The 16,661-nt window shown below is 48.0% G+C and carries 20 protein-coding genes and 1 riboswitch; of the genes, 6 read left to right on the top strand and 14 right to left on the bottom strand.

What is annotated here, in order from left to right:
• Positions 1–120: 120 nt before the first annotated feature.
• The 5 genes from ptsG (P401_RS0110510) to P401_RS0110530 all read right to left on the bottom strand — a co-directional run bounded on the left by ptsG (P401_RS0110510) (position 121) and on the right by P401_RS0110530 (position 6,673).
• Positions 121–2,232 carry a glucose-specific PTS transporter subunit IIBC gene (gene ptsG / locus P401_RS0110510; RefSeq protein WP_029342408.1) on the bottom strand — a complete coding sequence of 704 codons (2,112 nt, stop codon included), beginning with the start codon at positions 2,230–2,232 and terminating at the stop codon, positions 121–123.
• 129 nt (positions 2,233–2,361) lie between these two features.
• Entirely contained in the window at positions 2,362–3,885 is a 1,524-nt protein-coding gene (gene ptsG, locus P401_RS0110515; protein ID WP_029342409.1) for a glucose-specific PTS transporter subunit IIBC, read from the bottom strand.
• A 218-nt stretch (positions 3,886–4,103) separates the two neighbouring features.
• Positions 4,104–4,961, bottom strand: coding sequence for a glucose PTS transporter transcription antiterminator GlcT (gene glcT, locus P401_RS0110520; RefSeq protein ID WP_023469132.1), 858 nt, complete (start codon positions 4,959–4,961; stop codon positions 4,104–4,106).
• Between the two features lie 101 nt (positions 4,962–5,062).
• Entirely contained in the window at positions 5,063–5,380 is a 318-nt protein-coding gene (locus tag P401_RS0110525; protein ID WP_023469133.1) for a YuiB family protein, read from the bottom strand.
• An 81-nt stretch (positions 5,381–5,461) separates the two neighbouring features.
• On the bottom strand, positions 5,462–6,673 hold the full coding sequence (locus P401_RS0110530; protein WP_029342410.1) for an NAD(P)/FAD-dependent oxidoreductase: 1,212 nt from the start codon (positions 6,671–6,673) through the stop codon (positions 5,462–5,464).
• A gap of 243 nt (positions 6,674–6,916) precedes the next feature.
• Here P401_RS0110530 and P401_RS0110535 point away from each other — a divergent pair, with 243 nt between their 5' ends.
• Complete coding sequence (locus tag P401_RS0110535) at positions 6,917–7,915, top strand: NAD(P)/FAD-dependent oxidoreductase (protein WP_023469135.1); 999 nt, start codon at positions 6,917–6,919, stop codon at positions 7,913–7,915.
• A 110-nt stretch (positions 7,916–8,025) separates the two neighbouring features.
• Here P401_RS0110535 and P401_RS0110540 read toward each other — a convergent pair whose 3' ends face one another.
• The 4 genes from P401_RS0110540 to P401_RS0110555 all read right to left on the bottom strand — a co-directional run bounded on the left by P401_RS0110540 (position 8,026) and on the right by P401_RS0110555 (position 10,347).
• Entirely contained in the window at positions 8,026–8,517 is a 492-nt protein-coding gene (locus P401_RS0110540) for a GNAT family N-acetyltransferase (protein ID WP_029342411.1), read from the bottom strand.
• Complete coding sequence (locus tag P401_RS0110545; protein WP_029342412.1) at positions 8,514–9,017, bottom strand: GNAT family N-acetyltransferase; 504 nt, start codon at positions 9,015–9,017, stop codon at positions 8,514–8,516. Before P401_RS0110545 ends, P401_RS0110540 begins: the two co-directional genes overlap by 4 nt.
• Positions 9,014–9,880 carry an NAD-dependent epimerase/dehydratase family protein gene (locus tag P401_RS0110550; protein ID WP_029342413.1) on the bottom strand — a complete coding sequence of 289 codons (867 nt, stop codon included), beginning with the start codon at positions 9,878–9,880 and terminating at the stop codon, positions 9,014–9,016. The genes P401_RS0110545 and P401_RS0110550 overlap by 4 nt, the downstream gene beginning before the upstream one ends.
• Before the next feature lie 116 nt (positions 9,881–9,996).
• The gene (locus P401_RS0110555) at positions 9,997–10,347 is read right to left on the bottom strand and encodes a HesB/IscA family protein (RefSeq protein WP_029342414.1); all 351 of its coding nucleotides are present in this window, start codon (positions 10,345–10,347) and stop codon (positions 9,997–9,999) included.
• A 111-nt stretch (positions 10,348–10,458) separates the two neighbouring features.
• Positions 10,459–10,601: riboswitch (FMN riboswitch) on the top strand.
• Between the two features lie 155 nt (positions 10,602–10,756).
• Between P401_RS0110555 and P401_RS0110560 the strand changes: the two genes are divergently transcribed.
• Positions 10,757–11,323 (top strand): ECF transporter S component, encoded by a 567-nt coding sequence (locus tag P401_RS0110560; RefSeq protein ID WP_029342415.1) that lies wholly within the window; start codon positions 10,757–10,759, stop codon positions 11,321–11,323.
• Between the two features lie 76 nt (positions 11,324–11,399).
• On the opposite strand, the gene P401_RS0110565 is transcribed toward P401_RS0110560, so the two are convergent.
• Positions 11,400–11,633 carry a YuzB family protein gene (locus P401_RS0110565; RefSeq protein ID WP_023469141.1) on the bottom strand — a complete coding sequence of 78 codons (234 nt, stop codon included), beginning with the start codon at positions 11,631–11,633 and terminating at the stop codon, positions 11,400–11,402.
• A 92-nt stretch (positions 11,634–11,725) separates the two neighbouring features.
• Here P401_RS0110565 and P401_RS0110570 point away from each other — a divergent pair, with 92 nt between their 5' ends.
• Positions 11,726–12,778 (top strand): NAD(P)/FAD-dependent oxidoreductase, encoded by a 1,053-nt coding sequence (locus tag P401_RS0110570; RefSeq protein ID WP_029342416.1) that lies wholly within the window; start codon positions 11,726–11,728, stop codon positions 12,776–12,778.
• 38 nt (positions 12,779–12,816) lie between these two features.
• On the opposite strand, the gene P401_RS0110575 is transcribed toward P401_RS0110570, so the two are convergent.
• Complete coding sequence (locus P401_RS0110575; protein ID WP_029342417.1) at positions 12,817–13,113, bottom strand: DUF1462 family protein; 297 nt, start codon at positions 13,111–13,113, stop codon at positions 12,817–12,819.
• Positions 13,114–13,222: 109 nt separating this feature from the next.
• Here P401_RS0110575 and P401_RS0110580 point away from each other — a divergent pair, with 109 nt between their 5' ends.
• Positions 13,223–13,450: a NifU family protein gene (locus tag P401_RS0110580; protein ID WP_034786086.1), complete on the top strand. Its 228-nt coding sequence runs from the start codon at positions 13,223–13,225 to the stop codon at positions 13,448–13,450.
• A gap of 42 nt (positions 13,451–13,492) precedes the next feature.
• Here P401_RS0110580 and P401_RS0110585 read toward each other — a convergent pair whose 3' ends face one another.
• Together P401_RS0110585 and P401_RS0110590 are read right to left on the bottom strand one after the other, a co-directional pair.
• Positions 13,493–14,257 carry a TIGR01457 family HAD-type hydrolase gene (locus tag P401_RS0110585; RefSeq protein WP_023469144.1) on the bottom strand — a complete coding sequence of 255 codons (765 nt, stop codon included), beginning with the start codon at positions 14,255–14,257 and terminating at the stop codon, positions 13,493–13,495.
• A 6-nt stretch (positions 14,258–14,263) separates the two neighbouring features.
• Positions 14,264–14,707, bottom strand: coding sequence for a DUF86 domain-containing protein (locus P401_RS0110590; RefSeq protein WP_029342419.1), 444 nt, complete (start codon positions 14,705–14,707; stop codon positions 14,264–14,266).
• A 151-nt stretch (positions 14,708–14,858) separates the two neighbouring features.
• On the opposite strand from P401_RS0110590, the gene glpX reads away from it, so the two are divergent.
• The gene (gene glpX, locus P401_RS0110595; RefSeq protein ID WP_029342420.1) at positions 14,859–15,839 is read left to right on the top strand and encodes a class II fructose-bisphosphatase; all 981 of its coding nucleotides are present in this window, start codon (positions 14,859–14,861) and stop codon (positions 15,837–15,839) included.
• Positions 15,840–15,874: 35 nt separating this feature from the next.
• Entirely contained in the window at positions 15,875–16,150 is a 276-nt protein-coding gene (locus P401_RS0110600; protein ID WP_034786088.1) for a DUF3055 domain-containing protein, read from the top strand.
• Between the two features lie 35 nt (positions 16,151–16,185).
• Here P401_RS0110600 and P401_RS0110605 read toward each other — a convergent pair whose 3' ends face one another.
• Positions 16,186–16,632 carry a general stress protein gene (locus tag P401_RS0110605; protein WP_029342422.1) on the bottom strand — a complete coding sequence of 149 codons (447 nt, stop codon included), beginning with the start codon at positions 16,630–16,632 and terminating at the stop codon, positions 16,186–16,188.
• Positions 16,633–16,661 lie beyond the last annotated feature (29 nt).

The following is a 16,661-nucleotide window of genomic DNA, read 5'->3' on the forward strand; positions in this document are numbered from 1 at the left end:
CTCTTATAATAGCTAACTCATTGTATCATCATATGTGCAAAATCTCATTATCAAATGTGCTCTACGATCGTTTCACACAAAAAAGACGGATCGCCTATGACGATCCGTCGCTTTTCTTCTTTACTCTACACGATACGAAATTGCTTCTCCGGCTTCGACCGTCCGTCCGACATCAACATCAACTTTTCGATCCCCACTATTCGTGACGATGATTGGTGTCAGTAATGATGGTACGAGTGATCGTACTTGTTCAAGATCCACATTGAGGAGTGGTGTCCCCGGTTCGACACGATCGCCGGCTTTCGCCAACGCCTCGAACCCTTTTCCTTCGAGTGACACCGTATCAATACCGATGTGAATCAAGATTTCATCTCCATTATCCGCAAGAATACCGATCGCGTGTTTCGTCGGGAAGAACGTCGTGATCTCACCAGAGACTGGAGAGACGACATATCCTTCCGTTGGTTCGATTGCATATCCGTCACCCATCATGCGACCGGAGAACACTTGGTCCGGTACATCATCGAGAGAACGAATGATACCGCTTAATGGTGCGACATATCCATCTTCAGGCACGTAAGCCCCACCACGATCCCCAGCGAGTGGACCGGCATCTGCTGTACCAGCTCCAGAAGTCCGTGCTTCGTCTCCCGTTGGTACTTGTGGAATTGGATCGGCTTCTGGTGTCTCTTTCGGTTTATAATTTGGATCTTTCATGATATCTGCCATTTCGGTCTTGATTCCATCGGATTTCGGTCCAAAGATGGCCTGGACGTTATCTCCGACTTCAAGAACACCGGCAGCACCGAGCTCTTTCAAACGATCCTTGTTGACACCTGATTTATCATTAACCGTAATCCGTAAACGCGTGATACAAGCATCTAAATGTTTAATGTTTGATGGACCACCGAATGCTTGTAGAATTTCATACGGTAGATCGCCTGCTTTTGCCGTTGAGGTAGCGGCACCCTCTTTAATCGCTTCGCGTCCTGGAATCTTCAAATCAAACTTCGTAATGACGAAGCGGAATCCGAAGTAATAGATGACGGCGAAGACAAGACCGACTGGAATGACGAGCCACCACGAGGTTCGGTTCGGTAGAATCCCGAATAACGTGTAGTCAATCAATCCACCGGAGAACGTCATCCCGATCTTGACGTTCAGTAGATCCATGATCATGAATGAAAGACCTGCAAAGACAGCGTGAACGGCAAACAAGAGTGGTGCGACGAATACGAAGGAGAACTCGACTGGCTCCGTGATACCAGTCAGGAAAGAAGTCAACGCCGCTGAGAAGTAGAGACCTTCGACGGCTTTACGACGATCTTTTGCGACCGTATGGTACATCGCAAGACAGGCTGCTGGCAGACCGAACATCATGAATGGGTATTTCCCGGTCATATATGTCCCTGCCGTGAATGGTACACCGTCCTTCAACTGTGCAAAGAAGATCCGCTGATCCCCATTAATGATCGTTCCTGCTTTATCCGTATATTCCCCGAACTGGAACCAGAAGCTTGAGTACCAGATATGGTGAAGACCAAACGGAATCAACGAACGTTCGACGAGTCCAAAGATAAAGGCAGACAACGGTTCGTTCGCTTCGATAATTGTTTTCGAGAATGTGTTGATTCCACTGCCGATCGGTGGCCAAATATACGATAAGGCAAACCCGGCGACAAGACTGAATAAGGCAGTTGCAATTGGAACAAAACGTTTCCCTGCGAAGAATCCGAGGAAATCAGGCAGTTTGATTTTAAAGAATTTATTATAACTGTACGCTGCTATCAAACCGGCAATGATCCCTCCGAATACCCCCATTTGCAAGGTCGGTATCCCGAGGACCGTCGCATACGACAAGTCACTCGCCTTCTGTGCTTCCGTGATTTTTTCTGGTGTGATCTGTAAGAACGAACTGATGACCTTGTTCATGATCAAGAAACCGACGATCGCTGCTAGACCGGCAACTCCTTCCCCATTCGCAAGACCAATCGCGACCCCGACGGCAAACAGTAATCCGAGGTTCGCAAAGATGATATCACCCGCATCCTGCATGACTCGCCAGATGACGACTAGCGAATCGTTCTCGAGGAACGGTAAATATTGCGTCAAGTTCGGGTTTTGAAACGCTGTCCCGAACGCGAGCAATAACCCCGCTGCCGGTAAAATCGCTACCGGTAACATCAGGGCCTTACCGATCCGCTGTAAGACACCAAACACGTTTTTCCACATGCGTATATTCCCTCCTTTTTTTAAACAAACTACTTAATTCATACCCTAAAATATTCTAGCGCAAAACGATTCTAAAAGATTTTTCCAAAAAAAATGAGCCCTTCCGCAGAAGGACTCACTTTAAAAACATCAGACTGTTTTTTCTTGTTTACGTGATGCGATGACGGCTTGAATTTCAGACTTGATGTTGTCTGATTTCGGTCCGTAGATCGCTTGAACGTTGTTACCAACTTCAAGGACACCAGCAGCACCTAATTTTTTCAACTCATCTTTGTTGACTTTCGATTTGTCGAGAACTTCGACACGAAGACGTGTGATACATGCATCCAAGTGTTTGATGTTCGACTCTGAACCGAGTGCATCAAGGATACCTTCAGCGAGTTCAGAACCTTGAGCAGATGAAGTCTCTTGCGCTGCATCTTCACGACCTGGAGTTTTCAGGTTGAACTTGCGGATTGCGAAACGGAATCCAACATAGTAGATGACAGAGAGTGCAAGACCGACGACGATGACGAGCCACCACTGCGTGCGTCCTGGAAGAACACCGAAGAGAAGGAAGTCAATCAAACCACCAGAGAATGTCATACCGATCTTAACGTTCAACAATTGCATCGTCATGAACGAGAGACCTGCGAAGACTGCGTGAACTGCGAACAAGATTGGAGCAACGAACAAGAACGCGAATTCGATTGGCTCTGTGATACCTGTCAAGAATGCTGTAAGTGCTGCTGATCCAAGAAGACCACCAACGACTGCGCGGCGCTCAGGACGAGCTTCGTGGTACATAGCAAGAGCTGCCGCTGGAAGACCGAACATCATGAACGGGAATTTACCAGTCATGAACGTACCAGCAGTCAATTCAACGTTATCTTTCAATTGAGCGAAGAAGATCGCTTGGTCACCACGAACGACATCACCTGCTGCATTCGTGTACGAACCGAATTCGAACCAGAATGGTGCATAGAAGATGTGGTGAAGACCGAATGGAATCAACGAACGTTCGATGAGACCGAAGACGAATGCTGCGAGTGTTGGGTTTTTCTCCATCATGAAGTGGGAGAATGTGTTCAATCCGTCCTGAGCGAACGGCCAAACGAATACAAGTACAAGACCTGCGAACAATGAAACGACAGCAGTAACGATTGGAACGAAACGTTTACCAGCAAAGAATCCGAGGAACTGTGGCAATTCGAGATTATGGTACTTCCCATACGCCCAAGCTGCGATCAGACCGATGATGATACCACCGAATACCCCAGTTTGAAGTGTTGGGATACCGAGTACGTTTGCATACCCTTGACCGTTAGCAACCATTTCTGGTGTAACGCCGAGCCAAACGCTCATTGTTTTGTTCATGATCAAGAATCCGACGATTGCCGCAAGTCCGGCTGCGCCGTCCCCTGCAAGACCAATCGCGACACCGACCGCGAATAAGAGTGCTAAGTTACCGAAGATGATATCCCCGGCTGCTTCCATCAATTTTGCAACCTTGATGATTGCATCATTTTTCAAGAACTCGAGTTTTGACGTCAAGTTCGGATTTTGCATCGCGTTACCGAATCCGAGTAGGATACCGGCAGCTGGCAAAATCGCTACAGGAAGCATCAACGCTTTACCGACACGTTGAAGAACAGCAAAAATCTGTTTGAACATGTGTGTTTCCTCCTTTTCCTGTTAAGAGCGAAGTATGATGAATAATGCCAATGATTGAGACGAAAAAAGTCAGACATCTGACCGTTTTTTTTACAGAAAAAAATCAGGCACGAGCGGATTGTAGACAATAGACTTATCCCGTTGAATAACGGAAATAAAGCTTCTTGCCCGACATCCCACTCATGCCTGATCGTATCAGTAACACGTAGTCCGTGCGGTCATTTACCTGAATCGTACTGCACTAAGCGTTGCAGATGCATCGTAAGATACGTCGCCTCACCGCGCGGTACCGCTTTCTTCAACTGACGTTCCATGATGGACATCAGCTCCCAAGCAGTATCATAGCATAGCGGATATTCTTCACGCAATAGCTTTTCTACTTTTTCTGGAGCCTCTAGATACTCCCCATTGGAAACCCTTTCAATCGCTGAACGAAGGTGCCGAATCAGACGCTTGTAATCAAGCGATTTTCGGTCGATTTTAATCTCCAGTCGCTGCTCGATATGACTAGCGATTAAACCGACGAGCTGATGATGGCGGTTGACTTCGAGTACGTCTTTGAAGTTCGTCGCTGAATGAATATGAAGTGCGATGAATCCTGTCTCCGCTGGAGGCAAGTAAAAATTCATCTCAGCACTGATGAACTCGACGATTTCTTCTGCAAGCGCGTACTCTTCTGGATACAGGGCTTCCGTTTCGGCAAGAAACGGATTCGTGACTTCCATTCCTTGTTCTAGTCGCTTGAACGTAAACGTCAAATGATCCGTCAATCCGATATGGATATGTTCGTCGACCTTTTTTCCGAAGCGTGTCTCAATCATCGAGACGATCTCATTCATCAGCGCGATGAAATTTTCATCGAGGTGACCGACGAGCGCCTTATATTGATCCTGTTCTTCTTTATCCTTCAACGTGTAGACTTTTTCCAACTTGTCGAGATCTGTCAGTTGATCGCCTGGCTTCCGACCGAAGCCAATCCCTTTTGCGAGGATAATGACTTCCTGATTCGCACCAGTCGAACAAATGACGACATTATTATTCAATACCTTGATAACGTGGTACATTTGTTTATCCATTCGCTCTCAACCCAATCTGCTCTTACACATTTATTTAAAGACATTGTTTTTATTATAACGGTTTTTCAGACACGAAAAAAGCCTACTTACTCAAGTAGACTTTAAAACATTTGGTAACCGCTCTTACGCAAGAAGCGAATCGATAGACCGGCGATGATGATTCCGGCAAGACCAGCCGCGAACATCGTGATATCCGCTGTCTGTAGACCAGCAATCCGGTCCCCAAGATTCGGAATCGCTTCACGAGCATTCGTGAAGTATTCGAGCGTCGATTGGTTGTCGATCATCATGATGATGATGACCGGATAGAGTACGAGCATCACCCATGTACTCCGCAACAACATGTTTAAGATGAATCCGATACTGAAGAACATGACGAGATAAAGCACACTCCCGATCACGGCTTGAATGATATGCATACTGTTCCCCCTTTGAATCTCTTCTAGTATAACCGACAAAAAAGGCAAATGCACGAGTGTACATTTGCCTAAAACGTGAACTTAGAACTTCCCTTTTTTGATCGCAAGACCAAGTTTTTTCAGTTCGAAGAAGTGTTTGTTGTCGATGACTTTTTTCATGAACGATGCGTTACGGCCGTAGATCTTCTTACCGAAGACCATGCCGATACCGTCTTTATGACCAAGTGAAGCGACCGTTCCTTTGTTCTCGTACGTGAACGTCGATGTTTGACGACCAGCGATGAGTGCTGCGATGTTCTCAGCGACTTTGTGTGCTTGTTGTGTCGCGATTTGTGCAGTTGGTGGGTACGGACGGTTCGAACTTGGATCCATGACTGCTGAACAGTCACCGATCATGAAGACGTTGTCGTGTCCTGGAACACGGAGATCTTCTTCGACGACGACACGGTTACGCATTGCTTCGAAACCAGATGCTGCAACGACAGGGTTACCGCTGACGCCACCTGTCCAGATGATCGTGTTCGCTTCGATTGTTTCAGTTGTGTCGCCTTGAAGCGGACCGAATGTGACACTTCCTGGTCCACATTCCTTGATGCCGTTACCGAGTTTGAACTCGATACCTTGACGCTCGAGCCATTTGTGTGCGTAGTTGACGAGATCTGCATCGAATCCTGGAAGGACTGTCGGTGCTGCCTCGATGTTGACGACACGAACGAGTTCGCGTGGGATATCATATTGTTTGCACAGTTCTGGAATACGGTTGACGAGTTCACCCATGAACTCGATTCCTGTGAATCCAGCACCACCAACAACGATCGTCAAGAGTGAACGATCTTGTGATCCTGTTGTTTTGTACTGTGCGAATGAGTAATCGATATGTTCCTTGATTTTACGGACGCTGTTCAACGAGCTGATTGTCAGCGCGTGTTCCTTCAATCCTTTGATACCGAATGTTTCAGGAACGCCACCGAGAGCAACGACAACGTAATCATAAGGGACTGTTCCGCCATCTTGTAAGAGAACCGTTTTAGCAGCCGTATCGACTTTCTCAACGATACCTTTGACGAGTTTGACGCGTGACGGGTTGATGACATCATTGATGTAGATGCGCGCTTGCTCCGCAGACATCGTACCTGCAGCTGGTTCGTGCAACCAAGTTGTTTGGTAATGATAGTCGTGTTTGTTGATCAGCGTGATGTTCGCTTGATCGACGCCTAGTTTCTTTTGAAGGTTGACTGCTGTGATCAATCCACCGTAGCCCGCTCCAAGAATAACAATGTTAGGTGTGTTCATGTTCTGATACTCCTTACGAATCGTAGTTTTGTTGTGATTTTCTTCACATTCAATTACAGACGAATGCTCAAAAATTTTGTTCAAATAATGTTCACATGTCTATAAGCCTATTGAAACACTTTTTAGGAATGATTGCAAAAGAAAAATGTCATTTCCCTTAAAAAAATGTGAGATGTCCCGCACTTGCACCCTAACCCCCTACTTCCTATATAATAGACCTATCCAACGCTAGGAGGGAATCAGATGCACCAACCATATGATGTCACGATCATCGGCGGCGGTCCGGTCGGACTGTTCACCGCGTTTTATTCAGGGATGCGCCAGATGAAGACGAAGGTCATCGAGAGTCTACCTCAATTAGGTGGTCAACTCGCTACACTTTATCCTGAAAAATATATATACGATATCGCCGGTTTTCCGAAAGTAAAAGCGCAGGAACTGGTCGATCGATTGCTTGAACAAGCAAATGAATTCGATCCGACGTACGTGCTCGGTGAGACCGTCATCGCTTACGAACGTATGGATGACGGAATCATCCGCCTCGTCACGAACAAAGGCGAGCATTATACGAAGACCGTCATCTTGACGGCAGGAAACGGCTCGTTCGCTGCACGTCCACTCGGCGTCGCGGACGCAGAACGCTTCGAAGAGACGAACTTACACTATTTCGTCAACGACATGGAGCGTTTTAAGGATCGCCAAGTCGTCTTGCTTGGTGGCGGCGATTCAGCAGTCGACTGGTCATTGATGCTTGAACCGATCGCAAAATCCGTCACGCTCGTCCACCGCCGCGATAAGTTCCGTGCCCATGAACATTCGGTCGAACTGTTACACGATTCGTCCGTCAACGTCATGACACCATATACACTTGAATCGGTCACAGGTGAGACGCACATCGAGACGCTGACGTTCAAACATGCTGAAAGCGGCGAAGTCGTTGTCGTTGCTGCTGACGATGTCGTCTGTAACTTCGGTTTCGTCTCGTCACTCGGACCGCTTAAAGAATGGGAAGTTGAATTCGAACGCAATTCGATTCGCGTCAACTCGAAGATGGAGACAGCGATTCCAGGTGTCTTCGCTTGTGGTGATATTGCGACTTACGAAGGACGCGTTAAACTGATCGCAACAGGATTCGGTGAAGCACCGATCGCCGTTAACCAAGCGAAGCTTCTCGTTGATCCATCTGCTCGTCACCCGCAACACTCGACGAGTCTGTTTGAAAAAGTAACGAATCATTCTTGAGATATATGTGAATGACTGTAAATGATGAGAGGTCGGATTCCGGATGACATACCGGAGCCCGACCTCTCATTTTCATGGAATCACACTTAAGATGTTGAAAACGTCCGATTTCATACGGATGATCTTTTAACAGGTATCCGATAAATCCGTTGTACGAGTTCGACTCCACCACGCTCAATCGTCGATTCTTCGAAGACCTGACCACCAAATCGTTCGTAAAACCGACACGCAGAATTATCTCGCAAGACAGAAACCTGCATCGTCTCATACTCCGCTAAATCATCAGCAATCTGGTGAAACAACGCTTTCCCGAATCCCTGCCCTTGAGACGCTTGTAAGACATAAATCGCATAGAGCTCCCCTTCACGCGCATCACTTCGATTCGGTCCGCCTTGCGCAAATCCGACGATTTCGTCTTCTGATTCCACAACATACACGCGCTCATCGACTAACGTCTGCTCCCATTGTTTCGTCCGTTTCGCATGCGACAACTGTGCTAAATACGGAGCCGGGATGATCCCTTGATACGTCTCGCGCCAGGCATCGATATGAACGCGCGCGATGGCTGACGCATCTTCAAGACGCGCTTTACGAATATTCATAACGCAATGATGAAGCGACGTGTTTCGCGTCCATTACGAACAGTCGGCTCGATTTCTCGTCCGCCGTTCGCTAAGATGACACGACGTGATGCTAGATTATCAACGCCACACGTCAGTAGCACTTGATCCAGTCCACGTTGTCGTGCTTCTTCAAGCGCCAATCGAAGACCAGTCGTCGCATACCCTTTCTGACGCTCAGATGGTCGGATCCCGTATCCGATATGTCCGCCGTATAACTTCAAGTTCTCCGTCAAATCATGCCGGAAGTTCAGCGCACCGACGATTCGTTGCCCGTCGACCATCCAGTACGTCGAATGGGTGACAAGACCCGGTCTGACCGTCGTCTCCATCTCCTTGAGTTCCGCAAAATAAGCGCCGAGCGGTTCATATGTGTCTCCGACTGCTTCCGGCACAATCGTTTCGCCCGACTCTCGCCAGTCTTCTAAAAAGGCGCGGTACTCTGTCTCCCACGCAAGAGTTGGTTTCATTAACTGCATCATTGGTGATTGCGCACCTCCTCTTCAATCAAACGATCGAGCCAGTCATCGACATGTTGGAACAGATAGCCCGCTTGTTTCGCAGCTGTTGTATCCATATAGAAATCGCGTTCTGGCGCAAGCGGTGATTCATCCTCTCCTTTTGCGACGAGTTGACTTGTCGTTCCCGCAACGCGGTCGATTTTATCCAATAGGTCTTGAATCGATAAGACACCGTCACTTGCAGCATTGATCGGTCCCGTCAGTTCCGAGCGACCACACCACTCAAGAAAGGCAGCGGCTTCGTAACTTGAGATATAACCCATCTTTGCGTATGTGTTTTCAGCAACGATCGGACGGCTGCCAAGCGCCCGCTTGATATGAAAGACAAGTCGCTCCGTATAGTCATCGGGTCCGAGAACAACCGGGAAACGGACGGCAACGACTGGGAATGTCGCCCGTTGGAAGAAATAACTCTCCGCTTGGCGTTTCCCTTCGCCATATCCATGTTCCTTCTCAAGGTCATATTTCCCGGGAAACGGATTGTAGGCACGCTCGGTGATATTCGCACCACCGTCTTCATAGACAGACATCGTCGAAGTCAACACGTAGCGTCCGACTTTTCCTTCAAACGCGTCGACCGCGAGCTTTGCTTGATACGGCGTGAAACAGATATTGTCATAAATGACATCCCAGTGCTGTTGGCTCAAGTCCTTCATCGTACTACTCGACGTCCGATCCCCTTTAAAGAATGTCAAGCCCTTTGCGACCGGTGGAGTATGCTCACCGCGTGTGACGATCGTCACATCATCCCCCGAATCGGCTAACCGAATCGCTAAGCGTCGTCCGAAATAGCGTGTTCCCCCGAAGATCAATACTTTTCTCATCTTGAAGCCCTCCCTTTTCGTAGTAGCATTCACTCTCTTAATATTTCGAGTCAATGGAACAGGTCTCCTGTAGAAGGCAATAAAAAAATCGTGGACATCGTCCACGATTGGATTCATTAACAGCCACCCGGTGTCCCGGCATTCGTTGCCGTCCGGAACGATGTCCCGCAACCGCATGTTGCGATAGCATTCGGATTCGTGATCGTAAATCCGCCGCCGAGCATCGACTGCTTATAATCGATTTCCAGTCCTTTGACGACCGGATAATCTTTTTCGTCCACGATGACGGTCACGCCGTGCTGTTCGAAAACGAGATCCGTTTCTTTCTGTTGATCGAATCCCATTCCGTACGACAGACCACTACATCCACCACCTTGGACGAGCATCCGAAGATTCCGTTCATCTGCTGGTGCCTGCGCCATCATGTCCTGGACTTGTAACGCTGCTGCCTCCGTTAAATGGATCATGTCATCACCTTCCTTTTCTTTAGTATACGCAACTTTTGGGCGAATCGAAACCTAGTTGCTTGAAACTATCTTGAATTCGTTGTATAAATGGTATGTACAATAAAATAATCGTTCCATCTTCAGGGCAGGGTGAAATTCCCGACCGGCGGTAAACAACTCTTCTTGAGTTGAAGCCCGCGAGCGAATAGGGCGCTATTTGCTGATTCTGTGTAATTCAGGAGCCGACAGTATAGTCTGGATGGGAGAAGATGGCGGCATGAGTTTGAATTTGATCGATTTTTGCAACAATCGATTAGGTTTATTTAATGCGGACTTCTCCCCTGTTGATCTCATCAATAGGGGTTTCTTTATGGTCGCAGTCATGCCAATACTTCATCGAGAGGAACGAGCAAAAGGAGACAATACTCGTATGAAACGCACACAAAAAATGGTCACTCTGTCAATGTTAGGTTCAATCTCGTTTGTTCTTATGCTAATCAATTTTCCACTACCGTTCTTACCGAACTATCTGAAGATCGACTTCAGTGATGTTCCTGCTCTCGTCGCAGCGATCATGTTCTCACCGGTTGCGGGCGTCATCGTCGAAGCATTGAAGAACGTGTTGTACTATATCTTCCGCGGAAGTGGTGTTCCGGTCGGAGAATTCGCGAACTTTGCTGCAGGCGTCGCATTCGTACTTCCCGTCAGCTGGTTCTACCACAAAAAGAAATCAACACAAGGTCTCGCAACTGGTCTCGTCGCTGGTACGATCACGATGGCACTTGGTCTTGCGATCCTCAACTATATCTTGATCCTGCCAGCGTATGCATGGTTCCTCGGTATGGACTACATGGCGGATCCAGCTGTCAAATGGACAGCGATCACAGCCGGTATCTTACCGTTTAACGTTATCAAGGCGTTGTTCATCTCGGCACTCTTCATTCCACTGTTCTTGAAACTAAGACCATGGATGATGCGCCGTCAACAATCTGCCTGATCCGAAAAGCTGCGCCCGCTGACGGACACGAATCCCCTCGTTCAGATGAACGAGGGGATTTTTTGGCTGTCTTTGTTTACAGCTCGTTCTCTTCAATTTTCAGGTAAATCTTCTCGAGCAACTCTTCCGGTGTTTCGCCTACGACGGTCTCACCATCGACGAGACAAAAATGATCGAGCGAACAAATGCCACAATAGCCGAGGCAACCGTATTCGACAACATCGACATTCGGGTCACGTTCGAGTTGCTCCATGACGACCTGTGTACCAGCCGCTAAATTACTGATACAAAATTCAATAATCGGATTCACTTTTTTTCCTCCTTCAAGCAGGAAACGACCTGCCTCATGTCGTATTATACAAGGTCAGACTGATTTAGGGGAACTAAGGGGGATTTTACGTTATGAAGCAATTGGTCGTACTCGGCGGAGGATATGGTGGAATGCGGATTTGTGAGCGGTTCAAGGACGAGGAAGTTGCCGTCACGCTCGTCGATCGTCTGCCATACCACGCACTCAAAACGGAATATTACGCACTCGCAGCAGGTACATTATCAGATCGGGATGTCCGGATTGAATTTCCGGAGGGGAAACATCTTACTTATAAATATGGACATGTCATCAAAATCTCACCGGAGACGAATACGGTCCACCTGCAGGACGGATCAGAATTATTTTATGATGACTTGATCATCGCTCTCGGTTGTGAGGATAAATACCACAACATTCCGGGTGCTCAAGAGTTTACATACAGCATCCAGACACTTGAAGAATCAAGGAAGACACAGCAAGCGATCTATGGCCTGTCACCGGGATCCGTCGTCTCGATCGTCGGTGCCGGTCTATCCGGTGTCGAACTTGCCAGTGAACTGCATGAGAGCCGGAAAGATTTGACGATTCGTTTGTTCGACCGTGGACCATCCGTCTTGTCGTTCTTATCGGACAAAGTCTCGTCTTACGTTCAGGAATGGTTCGAAGAACATGACGTAGAGGTTATCAATAATTCGAACGTCACGCTCGTCACGGCGGACGACGTGCGAAATGGCGACGATACGTATCCATCCGACTTAACGATTTGGACGGCAGGTACGCAGCCGGTCAAAGTCGTTCGTGATCTCGGCTTTGCTGCAGACAGTGGTGGTCGAATCAAATTGACGGCACATCATCATGTACCGGAATACGATAACGTCTTCGTCATCGGCGATTGTGCCAGCTTGCCGTATGCACCAAGTGGTCAACTTGCAGAACATCAAGCAGAACAAGTCGTTGACGTCTTGCAAGCGAAATGGCAAGGGAAAAAGCTACCGAAGCTGCCAGAAATCAAACTGCGTGGAATGCTCGGCTCCCTCGGAAAATCAGATGGTTTTGGGATCGTCATGGGCAAACAAGCACTGACAGGGAAAGTTCCACGTCTTTTGAAGTCCGGTGTCTTATGGAAACACAAAAAGATTAAATGAGCAAAAGAGGTATCCGACTCGGGATACCTCTTTTTCATTCACCCCGTTTGACTTAACTTCGCATCGATCGCCGCCGTAATCGTCTTTAGTTTGACGTACCCCTCGTCAATCATCTCGTCATCTAGAACAATCAACGGGTAAAAATAGACATCCTCTTTCAGCGCTTCCGTCCATTGATCCGCTGCAGCTGTCTCGAAATCGATATAACGTAACGTCATCGCTTGCTCATATTTCCGCCCAAGGACGGCTTGTAACCAGCTGAACGTCTCTTCCGAGCTGGGTGCCCCGACACAACTCGGACAAGTGACTGCTGTCCCATAAACCGTGATTTCCATCTTGAAGTCCCCCTTTTCAATTCACTCCTCTTTAGTATACAAGTTTTCCAGATTGAGAACATTTTTCAACCCTGTTACAATGAAACTATACGAAAGGATGTGTTTACGCATGGAAATGTTTGATCAAGTGAATGAAGTTCTTGAAAAATTGCGTCCGTTCCTTCTTCGTGATGGAGGAGACGTTGAACTCGTAGATGTAGAAGACGGAATCGTAAAACTCCGTTTGATGGGAGCTTGTGGTAGCTGCCCAAGTTCAACAATCACATCGAAGGCCGGTATCGAACGTGCCCTTCTTGAAGAAGTCGCTGGTGTCGTCGAAGTCGAACAAGTCTTCTAATACATGAAATCCCGAACGAATTCTCGTTCGGGATCTTTTGATTCATAGAATCCATTCAGCTAACGTATCGACCATATATGTCGGTTGACGATCCTGACCTTGAATGAAGACGGGTGTATGGACGCCAGAATTGACGTGCATCGTCCGGATGCCTCCATTGATTCCGAACAGAATGTCCGTATGGTAGTTATCCCCGACCATGATGACGTCTTCTTTCGACAGACCGATCATCTCCGTTGCGATATCGACCATGACCGGTTCCGGTTTACCGATGAAGAACGGTTCCTTCTCCGTCGTCACGCGCAGGACAGACGTCAAGGCACCGTTACCTGGCAAGAAACCACGTTCTGTCGGAATCGCGATGTCACCATTCGTCGAGATGAAACGAGCACCAGCACGAATCGCAAGGGCACCGACAGCGAGTTTTTCATACGTGATCTGACGGTCGAGACCGATGACGACGTAGTCTGCCGCTTCGGTTGCGACGACGTCTAACCCTTCCCGTTCAAGCGCATCGATCAATCCTGTTTCTCCGATGGCATAGACGCGCGCTTTCGGTGATAGATCAGCGATATAACGACCAGTCGCCATCGCACTCGTCAAGACATGCTTCGCATCAGAATGAACACCCATCCCGCGTAATTTCTCCGCGACAGCTTCTGCCGTCATCGACGCATTATTCGTCACGAACAAATACGGAATCCCTTCTGCTTGCAGACGATTGACGAAATCGACCGCTTCTTTTACCGGTTCCGTTCCGTTGTACATCGTTCCATCTAAATCAAATAAATAGCCTTTTGCCTTCATCCTGACTCACTCCTCGTTTGGTAAAAATGCAGACACCGGTCCGAGTTCTGTCTCGATATACCGGCGAATCGCTTCTGGGAAACGACGTAGTTCTGCTTCCTCTGTCTCTAGTACCGCCCGAATCTCTGCCATACTCGACTCTGTGAATGACCGGACGATCAACGTACGTAACGCAACAAGCTTCTTCAGACTCGTCGCGAGCGGTCCATCGATCACCTTCTCATCTTCTAAAATGAGGATGATATCTTCATAACTTCCCGGATCCCGCATGATGAATCCATCAATCATACTGTTTCCGATGTCGATGACACTCTCGATGACTAAAAAACCGATTCGCTCCATAGCCAGTGCTGTCGTCACCGGATCCCCCGTAACTTCCTTACTTTGTCGAAGTGCCGTCTCATAACAGACGACCGTCTCTTCGATTTTTTGACGATTGACGAAATACATCTTCATTCCCCCTCACATCCTCCATTTTATCGTTATCCGGCAATCCTGAAAAGCAGAAAGGTCATTTGCATCACATTCCCCAATGTGTTATCCTCAATTTAGATTTTTGCTGAAAATAGTATGTCACATTGGTGACGTGGAGGTTATATACATGGAACGGGAACTCGCACTGGAAATCGTACGCGCTACGGAAGCAGCAGCACTAGCTTCTGCTCAATGGATTGGTCGCGGTAAGAAAAATGAAGCGGATGATGCAGCAACGACTGCAATGCGCGAAGTCTTGAACACGGTCAACATGAACGGAACGGTCGTCATCGGTGAAGGCGAACTCGACGAAGCACCGATGCTTTTCATCGGCGAACGTGTCGGAACAGCAAACGGTCCAATCGTTGACATCGCGGTCGACCCACTCGAAGGTACGAACATCGTTGCCAAAGGTCTCGGTAATGCGATGGTCGTCATCGCCGTCGCCGATCAAGGTGCCCTGCTCCACGCACCCGATATGTATATGGATAAATTAACAGTTGGACCAAACTTAAAAGGGCACGTCTCGCTCGACGATCCACTTGAAGTCATTATTGAAAAAGCAGCTCAATACAACAATAAACGGATTGAGGACGTCACGGTCATCATGCAGGATCGCCCGCGTCACGATCACTTCCGCGAAGCTGCAATGCGAATGGGCGCACGGGTTCGTCTGTTTGAAGACGGTGATGTCTCAGCTGGAATCGCACCACTCTCTCCTGCGACAGGAATCGATATCTTCATCGGCACAGGCGGTGCGCCTGAAGGTGTCATCACGGCTGCTGCCGTCAAAGCGATGGGTGGCGACATGCAAGCCCGCTTACACCCGATGAACGAAGAAGAAACCGCTCGCGTCATCCGGATGGGACTTGAAGATCCGCTTCAACTCTTAACACTCGACGACCTGATCAAAAGCGACGACTGCATTTTTGCTGCAACAGGCGTCACGACAGGCGAAATGCTCGATGGCGTGAAGTTCTTGACGGATGATATCGTTGAAACGACATCCCTCGTCATGCGTTCGAAAACACGGACAATCCGAAAAGTTATCGCCGAGCATAGCTTATCTCGTAAACCGTACTTGCAAAAAGTCCCCCAAACCCTTTAATCTGAAACAGACGTTAGGGAAATGAGGGAAGCTTGATGATGGAAGAACGTGATTTTTTATATGATGATGTCGAACAAACGAAGACACGCTTCGTCAGTTGGATTGGAGAAGCAAGCCGGTTTGATCTCGCCATCACGCATTCGGAACATTTTTACGGTAAGATTCTCGTCTTGAATCTTCTATCGAATCGGTTTGCGATCATTGGTGCGGATGATTTCGATGAACCAGGCTACATCGCGACGGCGTTTGACGTCGAAGACGATGCGGCAACGGAACTCGAGATGTATCTGCGCGCTTATATCGGTCTATGAAAACAGCCTTCGTCCGCGGACGAAGGCTGTTTGTCTTATAAGAGACGATCGTTTCGTTCATTTAGTGTGTTTGGTCCGCTAAAGACATTCGTATTGTCTGACTCGTCATGGGCACGGCGTTCTGAATGCTGATCCGCTTCATCACCGACGAGCAATACGAATTGACCACTTTCGACCGCGTGATTCGCACGATCGACGTCTTCCTTCGTCAAGCCACTTCCATGAATCGCGTCTCCATGAGAAGCTGTGTCATCTTTTTTGAAGATGCTCTTGATTTCCTGCCAGAGATTACGATGATCTTCCTGCGACAAACGTGTTGACGTCTGTTGGTTGTTTAGATCCGCCAATTCCTCGATTTGTTCAAGATCGTATTTGTCGTGTGCTAAAACTTTTAAATCAGTCGAGACGACACCGGCAACACGGAGATCGTGCACGGCACTAACAACTTCTGGTACGGATGAGTAAATTCCAACGATTCGCATGGATAGTTCCCCCTATTAGGTACGTGATA

The organism is Exiguobacterium acetylicum DSM 20416 (assembly GCF_000702605.1).
In the GTDB taxonomy this organism is placed as follows: domain Bacteria; phylum Bacillota; class Bacilli; order Exiguobacteriales; family Exiguobacteriaceae; genus Exiguobacterium_A; species Exiguobacterium_A acetylicum.

What these genes read in the sequence shown, in the direction of transcription:
- ptsG (WP_029342408.1), bottom strand. Translation starts at nt 2,232, where the DNA reads ATGTGGAAAAACGTGTTTGGTGTCTTACAGCGGATCGGTAAGGCCCTG.
- ptsG (WP_029342409.1), bottom strand. Translation starts at nt 3,885, where the DNA reads ATGTTCAAACAGATTTTTGCTGTTCTTCAACGTGTCGGTAAAGCGTTG.
- glcT (WP_023469132.1), bottom strand. Translation starts at nt 4,961, where the DNA reads ATGGATAAACAAATGTACCACGTTATCAAGGTATTGAATAATAATGTC.
- P401_RS0110525 (WP_023469133.1), bottom strand. Translation starts at nt 5,380, where the DNA reads ATGCATATCATTCAAGCCGTGATCGGGAGTGTGCTTTATCTCGTCATG.
- P401_RS0110530 (WP_029342410.1), bottom strand. Translation starts at nt 6,673, where the DNA reads ATGAACACACCTAACATTGTTATTCTTGGAGCGGGCTACGGTGGATTG.
- P401_RS0110535 (WP_023469135.1), top strand. Translation starts at nt 6,917, where the DNA reads ATGCACCAACCATATGATGTCACGATCATCGGCGGCGGTCCGGTCGGA.
- P401_RS0110540 (WP_029342411.1), bottom strand. Translation starts at nt 8,517, where the DNA reads ATGAATATTCGTAAAGCGCGTCTTGAAGATGCGTCAGCCATCGCGCGC.
- P401_RS0110545 (WP_029342412.1), bottom strand. Translation starts at nt 9,017, where the DNA reads ATGATGCAGTTAATGAAACCAACTCTTGCGTGGGAGACAGAGTACCGC.
- P401_RS0110550 (WP_029342413.1), bottom strand. Translation starts at nt 9,880, where the DNA reads ATGAGAAAAGTATTGATCTTCGGGGGAACACGCTATTTCGGACGACGC.
- P401_RS0110555 (WP_029342414.1), bottom strand. Translation starts at nt 10,347, where the DNA reads ATGATCCATTTAACGGAGGCAGCAGCGTTACAAGTCCAGGACATGATG.
- P401_RS0110560 (WP_029342415.1), top strand. Translation starts at nt 10,757, where the DNA reads ATGAAACGCACACAAAAAATGGTCACTCTGTCAATGTTAGGTTCAATC.
- P401_RS0110570 (WP_029342416.1), top strand. Translation starts at nt 11,726, where the DNA reads ATGAAGCAATTGGTCGTACTCGGCGGAGGATATGGTGGAATGCGGATT.
- P401_RS0110575 (WP_029342417.1), bottom strand. Translation starts at nt 13,113, where the DNA reads ATGGAAATCACGGTTTATGGGACAGCAGTCACTTGTCCGAGTTGTGTC.
- P401_RS0110580 (WP_034786086.1), top strand. Translation starts at nt 13,223, where the DNA reads ATGGAAATGTTTGATCAAGTGAATGAAGTTCTTGAAAAATTGCGTCCG.
- P401_RS0110585 (WP_023469144.1), bottom strand. Translation starts at nt 14,257, where the DNA reads ATGAAGGCAAAAGGCTATTTATTTGATTTAGATGGAACGATGTACAAC.
- P401_RS0110590 (WP_029342419.1), bottom strand. Translation starts at nt 14,707, where the DNA reads ATGTATTTCGTCAATCGTCAAAAAATCGAAGAGACGGTCGTCTGTTAT.
- glpX (WP_029342420.1), top strand. Translation starts at nt 14,859, where the DNA reads ATGGAACGGGAACTCGCACTGGAAATCGTACGCGCTACGGAAGCAGCA.
- P401_RS0110600 (WP_034786088.1), top strand. Translation starts at nt 15,875, where the DNA reads ATGATGGAAGAACGTGATTTTTTATATGATGATGTCGAACAAACGAAG.
- P401_RS0110605 (WP_029342422.1), bottom strand. Translation starts at nt 16,632, where the DNA reads ATGCGAATCGTTGGAATTTACTCATCCGTACCAGAAGTTGTTAGTGCC.